This is a genomic window from Pseudomonas sp. D1HM (genome assembly GCF_019266105.1).
In the GTDB taxonomy this organism is placed as follows: Bacteria; Pseudomonadota; Gammaproteobacteria; order Pseudomonadales; family Pseudomonadaceae; genus Aquipseudomonas; species Aquipseudomonas taetrolens.
Genome location: NZ_LRMN01000003.1, coordinates 437,767 through 463,107, shown reverse-complemented (window position 1 = coordinate 463,107; position 25,341 = coordinate 437,767). Strand labels below are relative to the sequence as shown.

Below are 25,341 nucleotides of genomic sequence, written 5' to 3'. Positions count from 1 at the left end.
AATCCCGGCCTTTCTTCCCAGCAGGCGCTGGCTTGGCAAGCGCCTTCGATGATTTGTTTCCTTGAGGACCTGAAATGACCCGTATCGGAACTCCACTGTCGCCGACCGCGACCCGCGTATTGCTGTGTGGCTGCGGCGAGCTGGGTAAAGAAGTTGTCATCGAACTGCAACGCCTGGGCGTTGAAGTGATTGCCGTCGATCGCTACGCCAACGCACCAGCGATGCAGGTTGCGCACCGCAGTCACGTTATCAACATGCTCGATGGCGCCGCGTTGCGTGCAGTGATCGAGGCCGAGAAACCGGATTTCATCGTGCCGGAAATCGAAGCCATCGCGACGGCGACGCTGGTTGAGCTGGAGGCTGAAGGCTTCACAGTCATTCCTACCGCACGAGCGACCTCGCTGACCATGAACCGTGAAGGTATTCGTCGCCTGGCGGCTGAAGAGCTGGATCTGCCAACGTCGCCGTATCACTTTGCCGATACGTTCGAGGATTACAGCCGGGCAGTGCTGGACCTCGGCTTCCCGTGCGTGGTCAAGCCGGTGATGAGTTCCTCGGGCAAGGGCCAGAGCCTGCTGCGCAGCGCCGAGGACGTCCAAAAAGCCTGGGACTACGCCCAGGAAGGCGGGCGTGCGGGCAAGGGCCGAGTCATCATCGAAGGCTTCATCGACTTTGATTATGAAATCACCTTGCTCACCGTACGACATGTGGGTGGCACCACGTTCTGTGCTCCTGTCGGTCATCGTCAGGAGAAAGGCGATTATCAAGAGTCCTGGCAGCCACAAGCCATGAGCCCGAAAGCCCTGGCTGAGTCGGAGCGCGTTGCCAGGGCCGTTACCGAAGCCTTGGGTGGTCGCGGCCTGTTTGGTGTCGAGCTGTTCATCAAGGGCGACGAGGTCTGGTTCAGCGAAGTTTCACCCCGCCCGCACGACACCGGCCTGGTCACACTGATCTCGCAGGACCTGTCGCAGTTCGCGCTGCATGCACGGGCGATTCTGGGTTTGCCGATTCCGTTGATTCGTCAGTTCGGTCCATCGGCTTCGGCGGTGATCCTGGTGGAGGGGCAGTCCACTCAAACTGCCTTTTCCAATCTGGGTGCGGCCTTGAGCGAGCCAGACACGGCGTTGCGCCTGTTCGGCAAGCCTGAAGTCAACGGTCAGCGCCGCATGGGCGTTGCCCTGGCGCGGGATGAGTCGATTGAAGCCGCGCGGGCCAAAGCGACCCGTGCTGCCAAAGCGGTGGTTGTAGAGCTGTAACGAAACATCGACTGGATGATTTATCTGCAGGAGCGAGCGTGCTCGCGATGCATGCGACGCGGTTTTTAGTCAGGCCGCGTTGATACAATCGCGAGCACGCTCGTTCCTGCAGCGCTTCTGCCCTCACGCGACCTTGTTCAGGTCAGCCTCTCTTGTTTCCTTCAGGCACAGAACAGCGATCAGGCTGAGTATGGCTGCGCCTGATACATAGCCGCCCACCCAGCTCAAGCCCCCCATGCTCACCAGTTTTTGCGCGAAGAACGGCGCGGCGGATGCACCGACGATCCCGCCCAGGTTGTACGCGGCCGATGCGCCGCTGTAACGGACCCGGGTCGGGAACAGTTCAGGCAGCAGGGCGCCCATCGGCGCAAACGTCACGCCCATCAGGAACAGCTCGATGCACAAGAACAGCGCCACCCCCCAGGTCGAACCCTGAGTGAGCAAAGGCTCCATCAAAAAGCCGGACAACACTGCCAGCACGCCGCCAACAATCAATACCGGTTTGCGCCCGTAGCGGTCGCTGGCCCAGGCCGACAAGGGCGTCGCGGCAGCCATGAACAGCACGGCAAAACACAGCAGGCCGAGGAAGGTTTCGCGGGTGTAACCCAAGGTCGAAACGCCATAACTCAGTGAGAACACGGTCGAGATATAGAAGAGTGCATAGCACACCACCATTGAGGCGGCGCCCAGTAGCATCGGCGCCCAGTATTGGCTGAAGAGCTCAACGATCGGCATTTTCACGCGTTCATGCTGGGCGATGGCTTTGGCGAATACCGGGGTTTCTTCCAGCTTCAGGCGCACATACAGGCCGACCATCACCAGTGCCGCGCTGAGCAGGAACGGAATCCGCCAGCCCCAGGAGCGGAACTGTTCGTCGGTCAGGCTCATGGCCAGGATCAGGAACAAGCCGTTGGCGGCGAGAAAGCCGATGGAAGGGCCCAGTTGCGGGAACATGCCGTACCAGGCGCGCTTGCCTTTGGGGGCGTTCTCGGTGGCCAGCAGTGCAGCGCCTCCCCATTCACCCCCGAGGCCCAGCCCTTGGCCGAAGCGCAGGACGCAAAGCAGGATCGGCGCCCAGGCACCAATGGTGGCGTAACCCGGCAGCACACCGATCAGGGTGGTACACACGCCCATCAGCAATAGCGAAGCGACCAGGGTGGATTTGCGTCCGACCCGGTCACCAAAGTGGCCGAACAGGAACGAACCCAGCGGACGAGCAAGGAAAGCGATACCGAAGGTCAGGAACGCCGACAGCATTTGCGCGGTTCCGGAGGTCTGCGGGAAAAACACGGGGCCGATGACCAGTGCTGCGGCAGTGGCATACACATAGAAGTCGTAGAACTCGATCGCCGTGCCAATAAAACTGGCCGTCGCCACGCGGGTTGCGGAGTTGACCGGTTTGTCGGGCGAAGCTTCGCTGTAAGTGGTGCTGGTGGTCATGCGCATATCCCTGACAGTTATGAGCCCTTTAGCCTTCATTCGCTTTTGCTGCGGACGTGGCAGAGCAGTTTTTATGGTCGTTTGCCCTGGCGGATAAGGGCGGGTGCAAGCGCAGTTCGGGATGGGAACGGGCGCAGGTGTTGCGTAACGCAACATGCCGGCAACGCGGGGTGCGGGTAGCACGCGTGTCGGCAAGGCTTGGGTAAGCGAGGATGATTATAGGGAGGCCGGTTCGAATCGAACAAGGCCTGGAGCGCTGATTAAACCGCGGGCTTGACGCTGTTGTGCCAGATAAGCACGCGGCTGACGCGGTTGTCCTCGGTCTCGAGGATTTCCAGGCGGTAGGCGCCGATTTTCAGGCAAACGGTGGTCTCCGGAATGGTTTCCAGCGCCTCGGTGACAAGTCCGTTGAGTGTTTTCGGGCCGTCGCAGGGCAGGTGCCAGCCCAGGCTTTTGTTCAGGTCGCGGATAGAGGCTGCGCCATCGATCACAAAGCGCCCGTCAGGCAGAGGGTCAATGAGCGGGTTGTCGATATTCTGTTCGTTCTCGAACTCGCTGACGATTTCTTCGAGGATGTCTTCGAGTGTCACGATCCCGAGCACTTCGCCGTATTCGTCGACCACCACGCCCATGCGGCGCTGCTGCTTGTGGAAGTTCAGCAGTTGCAATTGCAGCGGGGTGCTTTCCGGGACGAAGTAAGGTTCGTGGCAGACCGCCAGTATGGCTTCCTTGGTCAGGCTTGCATCCGCCAGCAGGTGCTGGACATGTCGGGTGTTGAGGATGGCTTCGACCTGGTTGATGTCATTGTGAAACACCGGCAGGCGCGTGCGCTCGGTATGACGAAGCTGCTCGGTCAGGGCCTCGATCGAGTCATCCAGGTTGATGCCTTCAACCTCATTGCGCGGGATGAGGATGTCATTGACCGTGATGTTGTCCAGCGCATGGATGCCTGAGAGCAGGTGCGGGCGACTGTTGGGCTGTTGGTCATCCGGCAGGGTGTCGTCATGGCCAGGCTGCTGGGCTTCAACACGTTGAACCACGCTGATGCGCTGGCGCAAGAAAAAGCCGGCAAGCATCCCGGCAGCGGCGATCAATATTGCCAGTACTGCGAGTAACGGCCCGGGGGGCAAGCTATCCATAATCATCGCCCGTCAGATATGCAGAATGTATTCGCGAACCAGCTTGCTGCCAAAGTAGGCCAGCATCAGCAGGCAGAACCCGGCAAACGTCCAGCGGATGGCTTTGTGCCCGCGCCAGCCCAGATGGTGGCGTCCCAGCAACAGCACGCTGAATACGATCCATGCCAGGCAGGCCAGCAGGGTTTTGTGCACCAGATGCTGGGCAAACAGGTTGCCCAGGAACAGCCAGCCCGAGATCAGCGACAGCGAGAGCAGGGACCATCCGGCCCACAGGAAGCCGAACAGCAGGCTTTCCATGGTTTGCAGGGGCGGAAAGTTCTTGATCAGGCCTTTCGGGTGTTTGTGTTTGAGCTGGTAGTTTTGCAGCGACAGCAGCAAGGCCTGGAACACCGCGATGGTGAACATGCCATAGGCCAGGATCGACAACAGAATATGCGCGAGGATGCCCGGCTCTTCATTGATGACCTGAACCGTACCGGGCGGTGCGAATTCGGACAGCAGCACGGTGAGCATGCCCAGCGGGTATAGAAGCAGCAGCAGGTTCTCGACCGGGATCCGGGCGCAGGCGACCAGCGTCACGGTGATGACCGCCACGGCAATCAGGCTGGCTGCACTGAAGAAGTCCAGTTCGAGACCGGCTGGCGTCATCAGATGGGTAAAGAGGCTGATGGCGTGGGTGAGCACGGCAAGAATGCCAAGCGTCACCAACAGGCGCTTGTTCGCCTTTGCGCCCTGGCGCAGGCAAGTGCCTTGATAGAAGGTCGCAGCGGCATAGATACAGGCGGCGGCGAGGCTGGGTAGCAAGCTGGGTGACAAGGGGAGCATAAATCCTGTTAGGCAAGCCCGAAAGGACTGAGTTTGGCATACAACCGCCCGTACACGAAAGACCACATAAGCCAACGGCAAGGTGTCCGCCGCGGCCAGTCTTCGCTATAATCCGCGACCTGCCCACGCCGCAGGCTCGCCGAGCATCAGTTTTACACGGGCTGGGCCGCAATAACCCCGGTCTACTTTGGGCCTGAAAGGATCGCGCATGTTTGAAAATTTAACCGACCGTCTCTCGCAGACGCTGCGCCATGTTACCGGCAAGGCCAAGCTGACCGAGGACAATATCAAAGACACCCTGCGTGAAGTGCGCATGGCGTTGCTGGAAGCCGACGTGGCTTTGCCAGTGGTCAAAGACTTCGTCGCCGCGGTCAAAGAGCGCGCTGTGGGCACGGAAGTGTCGCGCAGCCTGACGCCGGGCCAGGCATTCGTGAAGATTGTCCAGGCTGAGCTCGAAAGCCTGATGGGCGCTGCCAACGAGGACCTGGTCCTCAATGTCACGCCGCCAGCCGTTGTTTTGATGGCCGGTCTGCAGGGTGCGGGTAAAACCACCACCGCTGGCAAGCTGGCGCGTTTCCTTAAAGAACGCAAAAAGAAATCCGTGATGGTGGTTTCGGTCGACGTTTATCGTCCGGCCGCGATCAAGCAGCTGGAAACCCTGGCGGGCGAAGTGGGCGCTACGTTCTTCCCGTCCGATATCAGCCAGAAGCCAGTTGCCATCGCGATGGCAGCCATCAATGAAGCCAAGCTGAAGTTCATTGACGTGGTGATTGTCGATACCGCGGGTCGTCTGCACATCGACGCTGACATGATGACCGAGATCCAGGAGCTGCACGCGGCGGTCAAGCCTGCAGAAACCCTGTTCGTGGTTGACGCCATGACCGGTCAGGATGCCGCCAACACGGCCAAGGCCTTTGGCGATGCACTCCCGCTGACGGGTGTGATCCTGACCAAGGTCGACGGTGATGCCCGTGGTGGTGCAGCATTGTCCGTGCGCTCGATTACCGGCAAGCCGATCAAATTTATCGGTATGGGCGAGAAGAGCGACGCGCTCGAACCCTTCCACCCGGATCGTATTGCATCGCGCATTCTGGGCATGGGTGACGTACTCAGCCTTATTGAGCAGGCCGAACAGACCCTCGATAAGGACAAGGCCGACAAACTGGCCAAAAAGCTCAAGAAAGGCAAAGGCTTCGATCTCGAAGACTTCCGTGATCAGCTGCAACAGATGAAGAACATGGGCGGCCTTGGCGGCCTCATGGACAAGCTGCCGAACATGGGCGGCGTCAATCTGGCGCAAATGGGCAATGCCCAGGGCGCGGCAGAGAAGCAATTCAAGCAAATGGAAGCCATCATCAACTCCATGACGCCGGCCGAGCGCCGTGACCCTGAGCTGATCAGTGGTTCGCGCAAGCGCCGGATTGCCATGGGTTCCGGTACTCAGGTGCAGGACATCGGTCGCTTGATCAAGCAGCACAAGCAGATGCAGAAGATGATGAAGAAGTTCTCCGCCAAGGGCGGAATGGCGAAAATGATGCGTGGCATGGGCTCTATGATGCCCGGCGGCGGCATGCCAAAAATGTAAATTACCTGCGCAAGCGCATGCGTTTGCGCAACTCGCAGCAATGCGAGACACCCGGCAAACCCGCGCTGTGCGGGAGCTGACCTGCCGTCATTCGTGGCGGCCTTATAGCAAATCTTCATGGCACGTCGATAGGCGCCAGAAAAAGACATTTGCAAAAGTCCGGATATTCCTTAGAATATGCGGCCTTTCGGGCACCTATGCCCGCTGTGCATTTAGATTTGCAGCACCGACTACAGGAACGATGTTCACATGCTAACAATCCGTCTTGCCCTTGGCGGCTCCAAAAAGCGCCCGTTTTACCACTTGACCGTTACCGACAGCCGTAACCCACGTGACGGTTCCCACAAGGAACAAATTGGCTTCTTCAACCCGGTTGCCCGTGGTCAGGAAGTTCGTTTCTCCGTGAAAGAAGACCGCCTTGCCTACTGGGTAGGTGTTGGTGCACAAATGTCTGAGCGTGTTGCTCAGCTTGTGAAAGAAAACGCTAAGGCTGCGGCCTGAGCAATATGAGCGTGACGCCTGAAACTGCTGATGATTTGATCGTTATCGGCAAAATCTACTCGATTCACGGCGTGCGCGGCGAAGTGAAGGTTTATTCCTTTACGGATCCAATTGATAACCTGTTGGACTACAAAAAACTGACGCTTCGGCGCGGTAATGATGTACGACAGGCAGAGCTGGTCAGTGGCCGTTCACACAACGGCAAGTTTCTGGTTGTGAAGCTCAAGGGTCTCGATGACCGTGATGAAGCTGGTCTTCTTCGCGAATTCGAAATCTGCGTGCCGCGTAACCTGTTTCCTGAACTGACTGACGGCGAGTACTACTGGTACCAGCTGCAGGGTCTGAAAGTGATCAACCTCGAAGGGCAATTGCTCGGCAAGGTTGTTGATCTGATGGAAACTGGCTCGAACGATGTCATGGAAGTCAAACCTTGCCCAGGTAGCCTGGATGATCGTGATCGCTTGTTGCCCTATACAGAGCAATGCGTGTTGAACGTCGACCTGGTAGCCGGCGAGATGAAGGTGGATTGGGATGCGGACTTCTAAGCGTGGCTAATTTGCGCGTAGAAGTGATCAGTTTGTTTCCCGAAATGTTTTCCGCCATCAGCGACTACGGCATCACCAGTCGCGCGGTGAAACAAGGGCTCTTGCAGCTCACCTGTTGGAATCCGCGAGACTACACAACGGACCGGCATCACACTGTGGACGATCGCCCATTTGGCGGTGGTCCGGGCATGGTGATGAAGATCAAGCCTCTGGAAGATGCACTGGTTCAGGCCAGACAAGCAGCCGGAGAGGCGGCGAAGGTTATTTACCTGTCGCCCCAAGGCCGTCAACTGAATCAGTCGGCGGTACGCGAACTGGCGAATGAGGAAGCATTAATCCTTATTGCAGGTCGTTATGAAGGCATTGACGAGCGTTTTATTGACGCTTATGTCGATGAAGAGTGGTCGATTGGTGACTATGTACTCTCCGGTGGCGAGCTACCGGCGATGGTTCTGATTGATGCGGTTACACGACTGCTGCCCGGAGCTTTAGGGCATGCGGACTCCGCCGAGGAAGATTCCTTTACGGATGGTCTGCTGGATTGCCCGCACTACACCCGACCGGAGGTGTATGCGGATCAGCGTGTTCCCGACGTATTGCTTAGTGGCAATCATGCACACATCCGGCGTTGGCGTTTACAGCAGTCCCTTGGGCGGACCTTTGAACGACGCGCCGATCTTCTGGAAAGCCGCTCGCTTTCTGGAGAAGAGAAGAAGCTGCTTGAGGAATACATCCGCGAGCGGGACGATAGTTAACAACGTATCGATGGTAGATCAGACGATCTACCTTAGGAGCACAGCATGACTAACAAAATCATCCTTGCACTCGAAGCAGAGCAGATGACCAAAGAGATCCCTCCATTTGCCCCGGGCGACACCATTGTCGTTCAGGTGAAAGTGAAGGAAGGCGATCGTTCGCGTCTGCAAGCTTTCGAAGGTGTAGTGATTGCCAAGCGTAACCGTGGTGTGAACAGTGCTTTCACTGTTCGTAAAATCTCCAACGGTGTTGGCGTAGAGCGTACTTTCCAGACCTACAGCCCGCAAATCGACAGCATGGCTGTTAAGCGTCGCGGTGACGTTCGTAAAGCCAAGCTGTACTACCTGCGTGACCTGTCCGGTAAAGCAGCTCGCATCAAGGAAAAACTGGCTTAAGTCCAGCTTCCCGATGCAGAAAAAAGCAGCCTTCGGGCTGCTTTTTTGTTGCCTGAGATTTATCAGACCTTTGTCCAGTTGTAGGTAGTAAAAGCATGACTGCGCGTGAGCAAGAGATCCAACGTCGTACCGAATTATCAGTTACCCGCATCACCAAAGCCGTGTTCCCCTCGACGACCAATCACCACAACACGCTGTTTGGCGGCACCGCCCTGGCCTGGATGGACGAAGTGTCGTTCATCGCGGCGACGCGCTTTTGCCGTTTGCCATTGGTGACCGTGTCCACCGATCGTATCGACTTCAACCATCCGATTGCGGCAGGTTCTATCGTTGAGCTGGTGGGCCGGGTGGTCAAAGTCGGCAACACCAGCCTCAAGGTTGAAGTTGAAGTCTATGTCGAAAGCATGAGCTGCGACGGTCGCGAGTTGGCGATCCAGGGCTTGTTCAGCTTTGTCGCCATCGACGAAGACAAGCGTCCGGTGCCTGTATTGCCAGGGTACGCACAGTAAGCAGTACTCGCTCAGGACTCCTGGCTGATCAGGGCCAGCAACGTCCATCCCGGTCCCGGTTTCAGGTCGCTTTTCGGGGTTACCACGTACACCCAACCACCGCTGTCGCGAGCGAACAACAGGGTGGCCCGCGATCCATGCAGGGCCTGATAGTCCTCCCAGGTAAAATTCTCGGTCAGCTGTGTGCTGTAGAGCTCGGCGCCTTGATTCAGGGCATTGGCCAGCTGGCTGTAGGTCAGGGGGCGGTCGCCAAGGGCTTGTCCGCGATGCTCATGGCTGGCGCGATGTTTGTCAGTTCGCTGGCTTTCCTGTCCGCTAGCCAGGGCGTACAGGCGCTGATGGCCGAACTCATGACGAAAGCGCATCGCCGCCAGTGCATTCAACTCGCCAGAAGGCGACAGTGCGAGCAAATGCCCAAGGCCGACAAGATCCAGATGGGCCTCGGCATGCTGTGAGGCGGGATTACCGAAGTATGTCGGCAAATTTTCCATGCGGGCTGCGCGAATGTTTTCCCAGTTGGAATCGGTCAGCAATACCCGGCTGCCCAGCTGCTGCAAGGCTTTGCCTACGACACGGGCGGGACCGTTGGCGCCCACGATCAAAAAGCCGCTGGGGGCGGGCTCAGCGACCTTGAGCAGACGTGCAAGCGGGCGGGCCGTGGCGCTTTGCAGGACGACCGTGCCGATAATGACGGCAAACGTCAGCGGTACCAGCAGCAATGCCCCTTCATGGCCGGCCTGGTCGAGGCGAATCGCGAAGATTGCCGAAACAGCCGCCGCTACAATTCCGCGGGGTGCAATCCAGGCCAGCAGTGCGCGTTCGCGCCAATTGAGTTTTGAGCCGAAGGTCGACAGCAGTACGTTCAGCGGGCGGGCAATGAACTGAATAATTAGCAATAAAACCAGTACGACGGGCCCCAGTGCGATCATGGCATTGAGGTCAAGGCGGGCGGCCAGCAGAATGAACAGGCCCGAAATCAGCAGTACGCTGAGGTTTTCCTTGAAGTGCAGGATGTGCCGCACATCCACGCCTTTCATATTAGCCATCCACATGCCCATCAGCGTGACGGCGAGCAAGCCGGACTCATGCATTATCTGATTGGAGGCAATGAAGATCCCCAGCACGGCAGCCAGTGTTGCCAGGCTGTGCAAATACTCCGGCAGCCATTGTCTGCGCAGAATGTGCCCCAGTACCCAGCCGCCAATGAGCCCGAACAGGCTCCCGCACAGAATCACCCCGCCAAAGGTCAACAGGCTGTGGCTCAGGCCGTCCCCCGCGGCGCGGGAAATGATGAAGCTGTAAACCACGACGGCGAGCAGGGCGCCAATCGGGTCAATGACGATGCCTTCCCAGCGCAGGATGTTGGCAATCGATGCTTTGGGTCGAACGACGCGCAGCATTGGCACAATGACGGTTGGTCCGGTGACCAGTGTCAAAGTGCCGAACAGCAGGGCCAGCAGCCAGTCAAAACCCAGCAGCCAATGAGTGGCCAGTGTGATGACTGCCCAGGTCGACAGGGCGCCGACGGTCACCAGACGATGCACCACGCTGCCGATTTCTCGCCATTCGGACACGTGCAGGGTCAGGCTGCCCTCAAACAGGATCAGTGCCACTGCCAGCGAAACCAGTGGCATCAGCAGCGGCCCCAGCAGTTCTTGGGGGTCTAACCAGCCGAGGACGGGCCCGACAACAATACCCGTCAGCAACAAAAACAGAATGGCCGGTAATTTAAGGCGCCAGGCTAACCATTGGCAGCCCAGGGCTGCGATGCCGATGCCACCAAAAGCCAGCAGAATCTGTTGTTCATTCATGAGAGGATCCAGTGAGAGGCATGTGGTTGATGCTTTTTGTTTAAAGGGATGGTCAGCCATGAAAGACTAGCGCCCACTCCCGCAGTTCACTGTTTATTTATGCGCGGCCTCTGGCCTGCGCTTTTCGAGTGCCAATGCCAGCTATCGACAATCCGCTTATCGACCGTTTTCTGGATGCCCTGTGGCTTGAAAAAGGTCTGTCCGACAATACCCGTGATGCTTATCGCAGCGATCTGGCACTCTTCAATGGCTGGTTGCAGGAGCGCGGTATCGAACTGATCAATGCCGGGCGGGAGTTGATCCTCGATCACTTGAGCTGGCGTCTTGAACAAGGTTACAAGCCGCGTTCGACCGCCCGTTTCTTGTCCGGAGTGCGGGGCTTCTATCGCTACCTGTTGCGTGAAAAGCTGATTGCTGTCGACCCCACCTTGCAGGTCGATATGCCGCAGCTGGGCAGGCCATTACCCAAGTCTTTGTCTGAGGCTGACGTTGAAGCATTACTGGCTGCCCCCGATCTGAGCGACGCCATCGGCCAGCGTGACCGGGCGATGCTCGAAGTGCTGTACGCCTGTGGTCTGCGGGTGACGGAACTGATCAGCCTGACGCTGGAACAGGTCAATCTGCGCCAGGGTGTATTGCGCGTGATGGGCAAGGGCAGCAAGGAGCGGTTGGTGCCCATGGGCGAGGAGGCAATTGTCTGGGTCGAGCGGTACATGCGCGATGCCCGTTATGAGCTGCTCGCTGGTCGGCCCAGCGATGTCCTGTTTCCCAGTCAGCGTGGCGAGCAAATGACCCGTCAGACTTTCTGGCACCGCATCAAGCATCAGGCCAAAGTCGCCGGGATCGACAAGTCGCTGTCCCCGCACACCCTGCGGCATGCCTTCGCGACGCATTTGTTGAACCATGGCGCCGATTTGCGCGTGGTGCAGATGTTGCTGGGGCACAGTGATCTCTCCACAACCCAGATCTACACCCATGTGGCGCGTGCCCGCCTGCAAGACCTGCATGCCCGCCATCACCCCCGTGGCTAACGTGTGCTTGCGTCGGTCAGAGTCGGCCACGCAAGTCATCTGTGGTAGGCTTTGCCGGTTCAGAAAACGAGCCGCCCACCCCTTTTCGGATAGGGGTATTCAGGTTTGGCCGTTTTGTCCGCCTTCAGGAGTTCTCATGCGCGTGACCCAGATTTTCGCCGCCGCAGCCATTGCGTTGGTCAGTACTTTTTCCTTTGCCGATACCGGCGCCGAGCAAGCGATTCGCAAGAGCCTTGAGACACTGCAACTGGATGTTCCTGTCGAGAGCATCAGTGCCAGTCCAATGGCCGGCCTGTATGAAGTCAAGCTCAAGGGCAGCCGTGTGCTGTATGCCAGCGCAGATGGCCAGTTCATCGTGCAGGGTTACATGTTTCAGCTCAAGGACGGCAAACCGGTCAACTTGACCGAGAAAGCCGAGCGCGTGGGCGTGGCTAAATTGATCAATGGTATTCCGGTGGCAGAAACCGTCGTTTACCCTGCAATTGGCGACACCAAGTCGCACATCACTGTCTTTACCGACACAACATGCCCGTATTGCCATAAATTGCATGCCGAAATCCCGGAACTGAACAAAATGGGGATCGAAGTGCGCTATGTTGCATTCCCGCGCCAGGGCCTTGGCTCGCAGGGTGATCAGCAACTGCAGGCAGTCTGGTGCTCAAAAGACAAAAGAAGCGCCATGGACAAGATGACGGATGGTAAAACGGTCGAGGCGCCAAAATGCGCCAACCCGGTTTCCAGGCAGTTCGCCCTTGGCCAATCCATTGGGGTCAATGGTACGCCGGCCATCGTTTTGGCCGATGGCCAGGTGATTCCGGGTTATCAGCCTGCTGCGCAGGTTGGCAAGCTGGCCCTCGGTGTTAAATAATTCTGCATCGTCACGGCACGCCCGTTGACGATCATGGCCAGGCAGATTGCGTGTCTGGTTATTAATTGAGAACCGTGGCAATCCACGGTTGTTTTTCACGGCCGGCCCATGAGTCGGCCGTTTTATGGGGAGTTCAGCGTGAATCCGGTCAAAGTAGGTATCTGTGGGCTCGGGACCGTCGGTGGCGGCACCTTCAACGTACTAAAGCGTAACGCCGAGGAAATCGCCCGCCGTGCCGGGCGTGGCATCCAGGTTGCGCAAATTGCCATGCGTACGCCGAACCCTCAGTGCGACATTGCCGGTACCCCCATTACCAACGATGTATTCGCTGTTGCGACCAACCCTGAAATCGACATCGTCATCGAGCTTATCGGTGGTTACACCATCGCCCGCGATCTGGTGCTCACCGCCATCGAAAACGGCAAGCACGTGGTCACCGCCAACAAGGCGCTGATTGCCGTACATGGCAACGAAATTTTCGCCAAGGCCCAGGAAAAGGGCGTGATTGTCGCGTTCGAAGCCGCGGTTGCAGGCGGTATTCCGGTGATCAAGGCGATCCGTGAAGGCCTGTCGGCCAATCGAATCAACTGGGTTGCAGGCATCATCAACGGCACCGGCAATTTCATCCTCACTGAAATGCGGGAAAAGGGTCGTACCTTTGAAGACGTTCTGGCCGAAGCCCAGGCTCTGGGTTATGCCGAAGCCGATCCTACCTTTGACGTTGAAGGCATCGATGCTGCGCATAAACTGACGATCCTGGCGTCGATTGCGTTCGGTATCCCGTTGCAATTCGACAAGGCCTATACCGAAGGCATCACCAAGCTGACAACGGCTGACGTGAACTACGCAGAAGCGCTGGGTTACCGTATCAAGCATCTGGGCGTTGCACGTAGCACCGCCAGTGGTATCGAGTTGCGGGTTCACCCGACACTGATTCCCGCAGATCGCCTGATTGCCAACGTGAACGGTGTAATGAACGCGGTCATGGTCAACGGTGACGCTGCCGGCTCGACATTGTTCTATGGCGCAGGCGCAGGCATGGAGCCAACAGCTTCGTCGGTGGTGGCTGACCTGGTCGACGTCGTACGTGCGATGACATCTGACCCGGAAAACCGCGTTCCACACCTGGCGTTCCAGCCTGACTCGCTGTCCGACCATCCGATCCTGCCGATTGATGCGTGCGAAAGTGCCTACTACTTGCGCATACAGGCCAAGGACCATCCGGGCGTACTGGCGCAAGTGGCCAGTATCTTGTCCGAGCGTGGCATCAACATTGAATCGATCATGCAGAAAGAAGTTGAAGAGCATGACGGTCTGGTGCCAATGATTTTGCTGACTCATCGTGTACTTGAGCAGCACATGAACGATGCCATTACTGCGCTGGAAGCGTTGCAAGGCGTCGTGGGTCCGGTCGTTCGCATCCGCGTTGAACATCTAAATTAATTTCACGGCCAGACACGTGCCACCGCCCCTTGCGCGTGGCTGGCCGCTCAAACCGAAGGTTTGCCCCAATGCGCTATATCAGTACCCGTGGCCAGGCACCGGCCCTGAATTTTGAAGATGTCCTGCTGGCCGGTCTGGCCAGTGACGGCGGTCTGTATGTACCGGAAAACCTGCCGCGCTTCACCCAGGAAGAAATCGCATCCTGGGCCGGCCTGCCGTATCACGAACTGGCTTTTCGGGTCATGCGCCCGTTTGTCACCGGCAGCATTCCGGATGCGGACTTCAAAAAGATCCTTGAAGAAACCTATGCCGCGTTTTCTCACGCCGCCGTTGCGCCACTGCGTCAACTGAACAGCAACGAGTGGGTGCTTGAGCTGTTCCATGGCCCGACCCTGGCGTTCAAGGATTTTGCCCTGCAGTTGCTCGGCCGCTTGCTCGACTACGTGCTGGAAAAACGTGGCGAGCGCGTGGTCATTGTCGGCGCCACTTCTGGCGACACCGGCTCTGCGGCGATTGAAGGTTGCAAGCATTGTGAAAACGTCGACATTTTCATCCTGCACCCCAACAATCGGGTTTCGGAAGTCCAGCGTCGGCAGATGACCACGCTGTTTGGCGACAACATCCATAACATCGCCATTGAAGGCAACTTCGATGACTGCCAGGAAATGGTCAAGGCCAGCTTCGCAGATCAGGGCTTCCTCAAGGGCACCCGGCTGGTTGCCGTGAACTCGATCAACTGGGCCCGAATCATGGCCCAGATCGTTTACTACTTCCATGCCTCTCTGCAACTGGGCGGCCCGCATCGCTCGGTATCGTTCTCGGTGCCTACCGGCAACTTCGGCGATATTTTTGCCGGTTACCTGGCCCGTAACATGGGCTTGCCGATCAACCAGCTGATCGTTGCCACCAACCGCAACGACATCCTGCATCGCTTCATGAGCGGTAACCAGTACGCCAAGGACACGCTGCACGCGACGCTATCGCCGTCGATGGACATCATGGTGTCCTCGAACTTCGAGCGCCTGCTGTTCGATTTGCATGGTCGTAATGGCGCGGCGGTTGCCGGGCTTATGGATACCTTCAAGAAAACCGGCAACTTCAGCGTCGAAGAAGATCGCTGGACCGAAGCGCGACGTCTGTTTGATTCGCTGGCGGTCGATGATGCGCAGACCTGCGAAACCATTGCCCAGGTATTTGCCGAAACCGGCGAAGTGCTGGACCCGCACACTGCCATTGGGGTCAAGGCCGCTCGTGAATGCCGTCGCAGCCTCGATATTCCGATGGTGATTCTGGGCACGGCCCATCCGGTCAAGTTCCCGGATGCAGTTGAAAAGGCAGGGGTAGGAAAAGCTCTGGAGCTCCCGGCTCATCTTTCTGACTTGTTTGAAAGAGAGGAGCGCTACACCGTTTTGGCCAATGACCTGAAGGCGGTGCAGGCCTTTGTCAGTCAGCATGGCAATCGCGGCAAGGCACTTTAACGGTATACGTCTTACGCACTTTGAAGCCCGTCATCTGACGGGCTTTTTTGTGGGTGCATGGCAAACTTGTTCTGTTTTCGCCTTCGTGTTTTGGCGAGTAGCCAGTCAAGGATGCTGCCATGTTTCACCGCGTGTTTAAATCATGGGTGTTCACATTACTCCCGCTTGGACTGCTGTTTTTCATGCAACTGTCCACTGCTGCACAAGGACTGCCGTTCAGTCTTTCACCCAGTTTTGCCCACTTCAAACCCCTGCGACTGAACAGTGCTGAAAAACAGTGGCTGGCAGAGCACGACAAGTTACGGGTCGGTATCGCCATTGCGGATTACGAACCCGTCGACATCACCCATGATCGCAATCGCTATCAAGGGATCAGCGCGGATTACCTGAGTATTGTCCGTGACAAACTGGGCGTGTCGATTGAAGTTCTGGGCTATAAAAAACGCGATCAGGCGGTCGCCGAACTGCTCTCGGGCAAAATTGACATTCTGGCCAGCGCCAGCAGTTTTGAAAGTGGGGTCGAGGGACTCGTGTCATCGACGGCCTACATGACGGATCGCTCGGTCATTGTCGGTCGTGGCAGTGATACCGATCCTGCGCACACCTGGAGCGGTAAAAAGATCGGCTTTATCGATGGCTACATCGATATCCACACGGCCCATGCCTTTTATCCCGATAGCGAGATCATCATTACGCCTACGTTGCACAGCGCGATGGAAGCGCTGATTGAAGGTGATATTGATGCGTTTATTGGCAATGAGGTCATCATCCAGTCGTTCAAGAGTGTCCGGCCTTATTCTGGTTTGCGCATCATTGGTGACAGTGCATTGCCTGATTCCGGATTTGCCTTTGCCACACGACGTGCCGATCCCATGCTTGGCGCTTTGATTGAGAGGGCATTGGGCAGTCTTGATGAAGCTGTCTCGCACAGGGTGCTTGCACGCTGGACTTCCGGGCTGGAGGGAAGCATTGCCCACCAGCATCTCAACTTGCTGCCCCGCGAACGGGAATGGATCAAGCGTAATCCGGTGGTCACCGTGGCGGGTCAGCAATTTCCGTTATATGCCTTCAAGAATGGTAATGGTCGCTGGGAGGGATTGAGCGTCGATATTCTGAAGCGCGTGTCACGCATGACCGGATTGCAGTTTGTCCATAAAGAGGCGTTCTCAACGGAACATACCCTGGACATGCTCCAGAGCGGCGAGGCGCAAATGAATGCAACCCTGTCGATCAACCATGAGCGCAAGGCTTTCTTGAATTTCACTTACTCGTACGGCGGATCACCCTGGGTCTTTGTTGTGCGCAGCCATGACTCCCGGCTCGGGTCTCTGGATCAACTGTCAGGAATGGTGCTGGTACTTCCGGCCCGGCATGCCCTTGAAGAGTTGATCAAGCGTGAGTACCCGGCCATAGAATTACGCCAGGTCGATACCTATGCCCAGGCCCGGCGCATGGTCGAGCAAGGGGAGGCGGATGCAACCATCCAGAGCGAGACGCAGGCTTATCTGTACCCGCCGGGGCGTCTTAAGGTGGGGCGAAGTGTCGATGGGCGATGGGTCTCTGACAATTTCTCGGTGCATGCTCAATATCCGGAGTTGCTCGGCATCATGAACCATGCCCTGGAAGCCATGCCCATCAACGAAATCCGAACGCTCAGAGCCAAATGGCTGGGGGCAGTCGGGCAGGCCCCGCTGATCGAAAGCGGTTCGTATCAGCCCGTCTGGTTGTCCTGGGTGATAGCGCTTCTGGTTGCCGCTGGGCTGATGCTGTTTTTCTGCAATCGACGACTGAAAAAACAGGTGCATGCCGGGCGTGAAACCGAACAGGTGTTGTGTGAGCAACTGGCGTTTCAGCGTCGTTTCCTGGATGGTATTCCCAGCCCGATTTTTGTGTGCGACCTTCAGGGTGCTGTTATCACGTGTAATCAAAGTTATGAAGAACGCATGTCTATAAAACTTGAACATATTCGTGGGCAAAACAGTATCGGCATGAATATTTTTCCACAGAAACTGGCTGAGCAACTTCACTGTGAAATTATGCAAATGATCCTCAGTCGGCAACCCTACTATCAAAAACGTATGATCGAAATAAAATCAGGCCCCATGGAAATCTACCAATGGACAGTGCCCTTTTATTCCGCTTCCGGGCGACTGGAAGGATTAGTGGGGGGCTGGTTTGATATATCGGAAGTTCGAAAGTGGGATCCTCGTGCTACTTGGTAAGTATCACTTAGCCATTGCTTGTGGGAAAGCAGCTACACATATTTAAGAAAATTCTCATGTCGCGTGAAGCTTGAGCCTTCTAGAGTACTTCACATCTGGTGAAAGCTTTTCGATCTCCCAAGGGCATGCGATGCGACCTCTGAAAGTTTTGATTCTTGAAGACAACCCTTTCCAATTAATGGTGTTGCATCAAATGTTGAATACATTTCGCATATTTGATGTGCTGGTCGCTGAAAATCTTGATTCTGCACGCCGTTCATTGGCCAGGCATGGAACCATCGATGTCGCTATCTGTGATCTTTATGTAGAGGGGCTGTCGGGGCTGGATCTGATTCGCGAGTTAGCGGTAAAGCGAGAGGCGATGGCGTTGATCATCTTGAGTTGTGCGGCACCTCATATCGTGGAAAAAGCAGTAATGACAGCCCGCAGCGAAGGTCTGAGGGTACTGGGCTGTCTGGCAAAGCCCGTGACGGTAAACGGCTTGGGGCAGTTGCTGGATGCCTATCGAAACCGCGATGCGTATGCCAGTGATGAGAGTGCAAATTGAGTGCAGGCTAAAGGAACCTTTAGCGGCAGGTTTGAGTCTGATTTTCATCAGCAGGATCAAGCTTATTGCTCCGATGCTTGTAGCCTGCTGATAGGGTCTTCATGACCTTGTTAAATCCCGGGCTGCCTCCCCACAGCTCGGGATTTTTTTATGCGATGACTCGTCAATGTGCGTTAGCGGGGGCTGGCAACACGGGGCGGGGATGGTCATCCGGCGGCTTGGTTGCAAACCACTTTGCCTTGGACTTGATGAGCACCTCACGGCCTTGATCCGCCAGTATGCCGTTGACTGTGGCAATGATCTGTCGACCTTCCGGTGTGTCCGCACACCCGATGTAAAGGGACTGGAGGGCGGGGGCGCCCAGTACCGGGTAAAAAATCATGCTGTCGGGAGGCAGCCCTTGTTGCCTGGCGTTTACCTGAATCTCCGGCCAGTACCCCAACAGCGCCTGCAAGCGCCCAGCCTGTTGCATGCGTAACAGGCTGCTCATCGGATTCCCCCCATAATGGATAAAAATCTGATTCGCAGGGCTCTGTGGCAGTTGACGGTCAATGACCTCACCGTAGCTGCGCTTTGCGATGACGCCCAATTTCAAGGTGTGGCTATTCAGCAGGGCTGAGAGGTCTACTTTGCCGTCGCTCACAAAGGGGGCGATCTGTAATTGATCCTGACGTTGAATCGCCAGTCCATTGCCCGGCAAGGCAATAACGGGCGTGGAGTAAACGACCCAGCGGGCACGGGCTGGATTCCAGATCAGGGTCGGGTCGCAGATCCGTGAGTGGGATTGAAGCATTTGAAGGGCCCGTGCCCGGTTCACCCGGACCACGACGTGCTGATACTGCGGCATGTTTGCCATCAGCACGGGCATCAGTTGATCAATCACGCCTTGGCCCTTTTGCGGGCCGTCCACCACGACCAGTGGCGGCAGATCGCGCAATAGCCAAATGAGCTTTTCGGCGCCCAGGACACCCGATGCCGGGATCAACAATGCCGATGAAATCAGCCCGGACAGAATGCTTCGCCACCTTGTGCGATGAATCATGGTACCAGTCCTTTGGGTATCCACTGGAGATGGCTTTAGATAGCGCCTGCCAGCTTGAGGGTTGCTATGGCGGCGGCGTCGTAACCCAGCTCGCCCAACACTTCAGCGTTATGAGCGCCCAACTCGGGTCCCACCCAGTCAGCCGAACCGGGAGTGTCTGAAAGCTTCGGCACGATGCCCGGCATTTTGAAGTCTTTGCCGTCCGGCAACCGGGCGTGCAGAAACATTTCTCGCGCCAGGAATTGCGGGTCACTGAACATGTCTTCGGCCGAGAATATGCGGCTGGCAGGCACCTGCGCAACGCTCAGTTGCTCCAGCACGGTCTCAAGCGGCAGTGAAGCCACCCAGCGGTCAATCACGCCATACAGCTCGTCACGGCGGGTGTCGCGGCCATCATTGCTGGCCAGTACCGGGTCGTTGGCCAGGTCTTCACGCCCGATAACCTGCATGAAGCGCTTGAAGATCGCGTCCCCGTTGGCGCCGATTTGCACGTGCTTGCCATCCAGGCTGGTATGAATCGACGAAGGAGTAATGCCGGGCATGATGTTGCCTGTGCGCTCACGAATAAAACCGAACACATCGAACTCCGGCACCATGCTTTCCATCATGGCAAAAATGGCTTCGTACAACGCTACGTCCACGACTTGTCCCTGACCGCCATTGACTTCACGGTGACGCAGCGCCATCAGCGCGCCAATCACCCCCCACAGTGCGGCAATCGAATCGCCGATCGAGATGCCGGTGCGCACTGGCGGCCGATCTTCAAAACCGGTGATGTAGCGCAGCCCGCCCATGGACTCACCCACGGCACCAAACCCCGGCTGGTCTTTCATCGGGCCGGTCTGGCCAAAGCCGGACAGCCGCACCATCACCAGCTTCGGGTTCAAGGCGTGCAGCACATCCCAGCCCAGGCCGAGTTTTTCCAGAACGCCGGGGCGGAAGTTTTCGATCAGGATATCGGCATCTGCCAATAACGCCTTGAGGATACTCAGCCCGTCAGGGTGCTTGAGGTTCAAGGTCAGGGACTTCTTGTTGCGCGCCTGGACGAACCACCACAGGGAGGTGCCTTCGTACAGCTTGCGCCATTTGCGCAACGGGTCACCGCCATCCGGGGACTCGACCTTGATCACTTGCGCCCCGAATTCGGCGCAGATCCGCGATGCAAATGGCCCCGCGATCAGAGTGCCCAGTTCGACGACTTTGAGGCCCGATAGGGGTTTGGCTGCGAGCGGCATGATTTGTCCTTGTCCAGAGCAAGCGGGTACAGCCTTTTAACATAGGTCGCAGCCGGCAAGAAGCCAGGGTCAAGGATTCGTTGAAGAGCGGCCGGATCGGTTAGACTTACCGCCTTTCTCCGTATCAAGAAGCCCGTTCATGGCCCAGCCGTCCACGACCTACAAGTTTGAACTCAACCTTACCGACCTCGATCGCGGGGTGTATGAAAGCGTCAAGCAGACCATCGCCCGTCACCCTTCAGAAACTGAAGAGCGTATGACCGTGCGTCTTCTGGCCTATGCCTTCTGGTACAACGAGCAGCTGTCTTTTGGTCGCGGCCTGTCAGATGTAGACGAACCGGCACTCTGGGAAAAAAGCCTGGATGACCGTGTTCTGCACTGGATCGAAGTCGGTCAGCCCGATGCCGAGCGTTTGACCTGGTGTTCGCGTCGTACCGAACGCACCAGCTTGCTGGCCTATGGCAGCTTGCGCGTGTGGGAAGGCAAGGTCATCCCGGCGATCAAAAATCTGAAAAACGTCAACATTGCCGCCGTTCCGCAAGAGATTCTCGAAGTCCTCGCCAAAGACATGCCCCGAGTGATCAAGTGGGACGTGATGATCAGCGAAGGCACGATTTTCGTTACCGATGACCGTGGCCAGCACGAAGTTCAGTTGCAGTGGCTGCAAGGCGAACGCGGCTAACCCTCCCGCGCTGAATCCGTTCATCTTTAATACGACCAAGAGATCCCCCGCCAGCTTATGCGCATCGAACCTCGTCCACTGCCTGAAACCCTGCCTTTCCTGGGCGAAATGCCGACCCTGCTGACACGTCTTTACGCGGCCCGTGGCGTTCAGTCGCAAGCGGAGCTGGACAAGAGTCTGGCGCGGCTGATTCCGTATCAGCAGCTCAAGGGGATCGATGCCGCGGTGGATCTGCTGGTGGTGGCGCTTGAACAGCGTCAGCGCATCCTGATCGTCGGTGACTTCGACGCGGATGGGGCAACGGCCAGTACCGTCGGGATGCTCGGTCTGCGTTTGCTGGGGGCGGCTCATGTCGATTACCTGGTGCCGAACCGATTTGAGTACGGCTACGGCCTGACCCCGGAAATCGTTGAGGTCGCGCTGACCCGTACCCCGCAACTGCTGATTACGGTCGACAACGGTATCTCCAGTATTGAAGGCGTGGCGGCAGCAAAAAAAGCGGGTTTGAATGTGCTGGTCACCGACCACCACTTGCCCGGCAGCGAGCTGCCGGCGGCCGATGCCATCGTCAATCCGAACCAGCCCGGCTGCGAGTTTCCAAGCAAGGCACTGGCGGGGGTCGGGGTGATTTTTTATGTCCTGATCGCGTTGCGGGCCCGCTTGAACAGCCTGGGCTGGTATCAAAACAGCAAGGCACCGAATATTGCCGAATTGCTGGACCTGGTGGCATTGGGCAGCGTGGCGGACGTGGTGCCGCTCGATGCCAACAACCGGATCCTGGTGCATCAGGGCCTGGAGCGCATTCGTGCCGGGCGTGCGCGCCCCGGGCTCAAGGCTATTCTCGAAGTGGCCAAGCGTGACCACACGCGCATTACTTCGACCGATCTGGGGTTTATTCTCGGCCCGCGCCTGAACGCCGCCGGGCGTCTGGATGACATGAGCCTGGGCATTGAATGCCTGCTCACCGATGACGCCAACGCTGCGCGCGACATGGCGGTGCAGCTCGATGAGATGAACCAGGACCGTAAATCCATCGAGCAAGGCATGCAGCGTGAGGCGCTGGCCCAGCTCAAGGACCTGACGGTCGAAAACCTGCCGTTTGGTTTGTGCCTGTTCGACCCCCAATGGCACCAGGGGGTAATCGGCATTCTGGCTTCACGCCTCAAAGAGCGTTACTTCCGGCCGACGTTCGCGTTTGCTGATGCCGGTGACGGCATGCTCAAGGGCTCGGGGCGTTCGGTGCCGGGCTTTCATATTCGTGATGCGCTCAGCGTGGTGGCGGCACAGCACCCGGAGTTGATCAGCAAGTACGGCGGCCATGCCATGGCGGCAGGCCTGACCTTGCCAGAGGCGAATTTCCCTCTGTTCAGTCAGGCGTTCGATGCCGAAGTCCGGCGTCAGTTGTGTGAAGACGACCTGACGGGGCGCATGTTGTCCGATGGCAGCCTGGCGGTGGAGGAGTTTCATCTCGAGCTGGCCCGGGCACTGCGTAACGCCGGGCCTTGGGGGCAGCACTTTCCCGAACCGCTGTTTCATGGCGTATTCCAGTTGGTCGAGCAACGGATCGTTGGCGAGCGGCATTTGAAAGTCGTGCTCAAAACCGAGTGTGGCAGCGTGAAACTCGATGGCATCGCATTCGGGATTGACCGCGATGTATGGCCGAATCCGACCATTCGCTGGGTCGAGCTGGCGTACAAACTCGACCTCAACGAGTTTCGTGGCAATGAAACGGTGCAGTTGATGATCGCTCATATCGAGCCGCGATAACGCCTTGGCCTCGCGTGCCCGGTAGACACGTTGTCGCCAGTCAAATACTGCAGCAGTCGTAAATTCAGACCTCTCGGCGTGTCGGTTTGCGGCGCGCTGCGCAGCCGGGCGCGGCCTCGTTCTACTCGTCCGCTGCTACAGATTACGTGCTTCATCATCTCTGTTGACGCTGCCGCAGGCTGCGGCAAGGGCCGCATGGCCTACGCTTTCCATTCAACAAACAGGTTGCTGTGCAACCCGTCACATCCTGTGGCGGCGGCCACAGGGTTTTCCCACCGCGTCCAGTGTTGTCGACTAGGCTCTTAGAACTGGCCTGGAGCCTACCCACTGGAATTAGAGGTGACCCATGAGTCTGTTGCTTGAACCCTATACCCTGCGAAAACTGACCCTTCTTAATCGCATCGCGGTCTCGCCGATGTGCCAGTACTCCAGCGTTGATGGCCTGGCCAATGACTGGCATTTGGTTCATCTGGGCAGTCGCGCAGTGGGCGGCGCAGGGCTGATCTTTACGGAGGCTACTGCAGTCGTACCTGAAGGACGGATCACCGCCCAAGACCTCGGATTGTGGAGTGACGAGCAGATTGAGCCCCTGCAACGCATCACCCGCTTCATCACGGCCCAGGGCGCCGTGGCAGGCATTCAGCTGGCGCATGCCGGACGCAAGGCCAGTACTTATCGGCCCTGGCTGGGCAAGCACGGCAGCGTCACGGTTGAAGAGGGCGGCTGGGTGCCGGTCGGGCCTTCTCCCATTGCCTTCGACCCTAACCACACGGCACCGATGCAACTGGACGAAACCCAGATCAACGGGGTAATTCAAGCGTTTGTTGACGCTGCCAAGCGGGCCTTGAAAGCAGGCTTCTCGGTGGTTGAAGTGCATGCGGCCCACGGCTACCTGCTGCACCAGTTTCTTTCGCCCTTGAGCAATCAACGGCGCGACCAGTATGGTGGTTCCTTCGAGAATCGCGTGCGCCTGGTGCTGCAAGTTACCGAGGCTGTGCGCGAAGTGTGGCCAAAAGAGCTTCCGGTTTTTGTGCGACTGTCAGCCACGGATTGGGTCGAGGATGGCTGGAACCCTGACGAAACCGTGGAGCTGGCGCGACGGCTCAAGGCGCTGGGGGTTGATCTGATCGATGTGTCCTCGGGAGGCACGGCAGCCAATGCCGAGATCCCGGTCGGACCGGGTTACCAAACGCGGTTTGCCGAGCGTGTTCGCAAAGAGGCAGGTATCGCCACCGGTACTGTGGGCATGATCACCGAGGCTGCCCAGGCCGAGCATATTCTGCGCACCGGTCAGGCAAATTTGATCCTGTTGGCGCGCGAACTATTGCGTGATCCGTATTGGCCGTTGCACGCTGACGATGATTTGGGCGGCAAGAAGGCAATCTGGCCTGCGCAATATCAGCGTGCAACTCACCGCGACCAACCCATCCATGAGTCGGATTTGCGGGAATGAATTGAAGGCAGTACGTGTTTTTGACCCGCCATTCAGGCGGGTTTCCTTTCTGAACCTGATTTCTGGAGGCAGCTTATGAATACCCGTGGATTGCTCGATCAGTTACTCAAGTCCGGCCAACAAATGTTGCAGGATAAAAAGGGCGCGCAAGGCTCCGCCTCCGGTGCTGATAAAGGTGGTCTGGGCGGCCTGCTGGGTGGTTCCGGCGGGTTGGGTGGTTTGCTGTGGGGGGGGGGTGGCGGGGCTTTGGCCGCCAGTGCGCTGGGAATGTTGCTGGGCAACAAGAGTGCCCGCAAATATGGCGGTCAGGCCCTGACCTACGGCGGGCTGGCGGCGCTTGGCGTGCTGGCCTACAAAGCCTATGGCAATTGGCAAGCGAATCAGGGCAAGGCCCCCCAAACTGAACCGCAGACCATTGATCGTGTTGCACCGCAACAGGTCGAGCAGCATGGTCAGGCGATTATCAAGGCGCTGGTGGCCGCGGCAAAGGCCGATGGTCATGTGGACGAGCGGGAACGTCAGTTGATCGACGGTGAACTCGCCAAGCTCAATGGCGACCCGGCCTTGCAGCAATGGCTGAGGACCGAACTGAACAAGCCGCTGGACCCGGCGGAAGTGGCAAGTGCGGCCAGCACCCCTGAGATCGCGGCCGAAATGTATATCGCCAGCCTGATCCTGGTAGACGAAGAACACTTCATGGAGCGGGCATACCTGGATGAGCTGGCCAAACAGCTGAAGCTGGATCCGGGTCTCAAGGCCGAGCTTGAATCACAGGTCAAACAAGCGGCGCTATGACCTCATGATCGTCCTG

The 25,341-nt window shown here is 57.6% G+C and carries 22 protein-coding genes and 1 pseudogene; 17 read left to right on the top strand and 6 right to left on the bottom strand.

The window, feature by feature from the left end; genetic code table 11:
• Positions 1–74: 74 nt before the first annotated feature.
• Positions 75–1,256: a formate-dependent phosphoribosylglycinamide formyltransferase gene (gene purT, locus AWM69_RS05260; RefSeq protein ID WP_048378738.1), complete on the top strand. Its 1,182-nt coding sequence runs from the start codon at positions 75–77 to the stop codon at positions 1,254–1,256.
• 123 nt (positions 1,257–1,379) lie between these two features.
• On the opposite strand, the gene AWM69_RS05255 is transcribed toward purT, so the two are convergent.
• The 3 genes and pseudogenes from AWM69_RS05255 to AWM69_RS05245 all read right to left on the bottom strand — a co-directional run bounded on the left by AWM69_RS05255 (position 1,380) and on the right by AWM69_RS05245 (position 4,660).
• On the bottom strand, positions 1,380–2,696 hold the full coding sequence (locus AWM69_RS05255) for an MFS transporter (RefSeq protein WP_131652592.1): 1,317 nt from the start codon (positions 2,694–2,696) through the stop codon (positions 1,380–1,382).
• 260 nt (positions 2,697–2,956) lie between these two features.
• A pseudogene (locus AWM69_RS05250) lies at positions 2,957–3,709 on the bottom strand (transporter associated domain-containing protein); the annotation flags it as partial.
• A gap of 138 nt (positions 3,710–3,847) precedes the next feature.
• A complete protein-coding gene (locus tag AWM69_RS05245) occupies positions 3,848–4,660 on the bottom strand; it encodes an inner membrane protein YpjD (protein ID WP_131652594.1) in 813 nt (270 codons plus the stop codon).
• A 208-nt stretch (positions 4,661–4,868) separates the two neighbouring features.
• Here AWM69_RS05245 and ffh point away from each other — a divergent pair, with 208 nt between their 5' ends.
• The 6 genes from ffh (at position 4,869) to AWM69_RS05215 (ending at position 8,951) form a co-directional block, all read left to right on the top strand.
• Positions 4,869–6,245, top strand: a complete 1,377-nt coding sequence (ffh, locus tag AWM69_RS05240; protein ID WP_131652595.1) for a signal recognition particle protein — start codon at positions 4,869–4,871, stop codon at positions 6,243–6,245.
• 249 nt (positions 6,246–6,494) lie between these two features.
• A complete protein-coding gene (rpsP, locus tag AWM69_RS05235) occupies positions 6,495–6,746 on the top strand; it encodes a 30S ribosomal protein S16 (RefSeq protein ID WP_048378748.1) in 252 nt (83 codons plus the stop codon).
• 5 nt (positions 6,747–6,751) lie between these two features.
• Positions 6,752–7,291, top strand: a complete 540-nt coding sequence (gene rimM / locus AWM69_RS05230; RefSeq protein ID WP_048378749.1) for a ribosome maturation factor RimM — start codon at positions 6,752–6,754, stop codon at positions 7,289–7,291.
• Between the two features lie 2 nt (positions 7,292–7,293).
• Positions 7,294–8,046, top strand: coding sequence for a tRNA (guanosine(37)-N1)-methyltransferase TrmD (trmD, locus tag AWM69_RS05225; RefSeq protein WP_048378751.1), 753 nt, complete (start codon positions 7,294–7,296; stop codon positions 8,044–8,046).
• Between the two features lie 45 nt (positions 8,047–8,091).
• Positions 8,092–8,442 (top strand): 50S ribosomal protein L19, encoded by a 351-nt coding sequence (gene rplS / locus AWM69_RS05220; RefSeq protein ID WP_003440273.1) that lies wholly within the window; start codon positions 8,092–8,094, stop codon positions 8,440–8,442.
• A gap of 95 nt (positions 8,443–8,537) precedes the next feature.
• Positions 8,538–8,951, top strand: a complete 414-nt coding sequence (locus AWM69_RS05215) for an acyl-CoA thioesterase (protein WP_218725911.1) — start codon at positions 8,538–8,540, stop codon at positions 8,949–8,951.
• A gap of 11 nt (positions 8,952–8,962) precedes the next feature.
• Here AWM69_RS05215 and AWM69_RS05210 read toward each other — a convergent pair whose 3' ends face one another.
• Positions 8,963–10,762: a sodium:proton antiporter gene (locus AWM69_RS05210; RefSeq protein WP_218725910.1), complete on the bottom strand. Its 1,800-nt coding sequence runs from the start codon at positions 10,760–10,762 to the stop codon at positions 8,963–8,965.
• Positions 10,763–10,896: 134 nt separating this feature from the next.
• Between AWM69_RS05210 and xerD the strand changes: the two genes are divergently transcribed.
• The 6 genes from xerD to AWM69_RS05180 all read left to right on the top strand — a co-directional run bounded on the left by xerD (position 10,897) and on the right by AWM69_RS05180 (position 18,351).
• Complete coding sequence (gene xerD, locus AWM69_RS05205; protein ID WP_131652598.1) at positions 10,897–11,793, top strand: site-specific tyrosine recombinase XerD; 897 nt, start codon at positions 10,897–10,899, stop codon at positions 11,791–11,793.
• A 136-nt stretch (positions 11,794–11,929) separates the two neighbouring features.
• Positions 11,930–12,661: a DsbC family protein gene (locus tag AWM69_RS05200; RefSeq protein WP_048378759.1), complete on the top strand. Its 732-nt coding sequence runs from the start codon at positions 11,930–11,932 to the stop codon at positions 12,659–12,661.
• A 138-nt stretch (positions 12,662–12,799) separates the two neighbouring features.
• Positions 12,800–14,104 (top strand): homoserine dehydrogenase, encoded by a 1,305-nt coding sequence (locus tag AWM69_RS05195; protein WP_048379546.1) that lies wholly within the window; start codon positions 12,800–12,802, stop codon positions 14,102–14,104.
• Between the two features lie 68 nt (positions 14,105–14,172).
• Positions 14,173–15,582 carry a threonine synthase gene (gene thrC / locus AWM69_RS05190; RefSeq protein WP_218725909.1) on the top strand — a complete coding sequence of 470 codons (1,410 nt, stop codon included), beginning with the start codon at positions 14,173–14,175 and terminating at the stop codon, positions 15,580–15,582.
• Positions 15,583–15,764: 182 nt separating this feature from the next.
• Entirely contained in the window at positions 15,765–17,804 is a 2,040-nt protein-coding gene (locus tag AWM69_RS05185; protein WP_256930179.1) for a transporter substrate-binding domain-containing protein, read from the top strand.
• Positions 17,805–17,874: 70 nt separating this feature from the next.
• On the top strand, positions 17,875–18,351 hold the full coding sequence (locus tag AWM69_RS05180) for a response regulator (protein ID WP_256930178.1): 477 nt from the start codon (positions 17,875–17,877) through the stop codon (positions 18,349–18,351).
• 163 nt (positions 18,352–18,514) lie between these two features.
• On the opposite strand, the gene AWM69_RS05175 is transcribed toward AWM69_RS05180, so the two are convergent.
• Both AWM69_RS05175 and AWM69_RS05170 read right to left on the bottom strand, forming a co-directional pair.
• A complete protein-coding gene (locus AWM69_RS05175; RefSeq protein WP_218725907.1) occupies positions 18,515–19,393 on the bottom strand; it encodes a TIGR02285 family protein in 879 nt (292 codons plus the stop codon).
• Between the two features lie 35 nt (positions 19,394–19,428).
• Positions 19,429–20,628, bottom strand: a complete 1,200-nt coding sequence (locus AWM69_RS05170; protein ID WP_131652602.1) for a CaiB/BaiF CoA-transferase family protein — start codon at positions 20,626–20,628, stop codon at positions 19,429–19,431.
• Positions 20,629–20,767: 139 nt separating this feature from the next.
• Here AWM69_RS05170 and AWM69_RS05165 point away from each other — a divergent pair, with 139 nt between their 5' ends.
• The 4 genes from AWM69_RS05165 to AWM69_RS05150 all read left to right on the top strand — a co-directional run bounded on the left by AWM69_RS05165 (position 20,768) and on the right by AWM69_RS05150 (position 25,325).
• Positions 20,768–21,310, top strand: a complete 543-nt coding sequence (locus tag AWM69_RS05165; protein WP_048378767.1) for a YaeQ family protein — start codon at positions 20,768–20,770, stop codon at positions 21,308–21,310.
• A 57-nt stretch (positions 21,311–21,367) separates the two neighbouring features.
• Positions 21,368–23,077 (top strand): single-stranded-DNA-specific exonuclease RecJ, encoded by a 1,710-nt coding sequence (recJ, locus tag AWM69_RS05160; protein ID WP_131652604.1) that lies wholly within the window; start codon positions 21,368–21,370, stop codon positions 23,075–23,077.
• Positions 23,078–23,423: 346 nt separating this feature from the next.
• The gene (locus tag AWM69_RS05155; protein ID WP_218725906.1) at positions 23,424–24,530 is read left to right on the top strand and encodes an NADH:flavin oxidoreductase/NADH oxidase; all 1,107 of its coding nucleotides are present in this window, start codon (positions 23,424–23,426) and stop codon (positions 24,528–24,530) included.
• A 75-nt stretch (positions 24,531–24,605) separates the two neighbouring features.
• Entirely contained in the window at positions 24,606–25,325 is a 720-nt protein-coding gene (locus AWM69_RS05150; RefSeq protein WP_218725905.1) for a tellurite resistance TerB family protein, read from the top strand.
• The last annotated feature ends 16 nt before the right edge of the window (positions 25,326–25,341 follow it).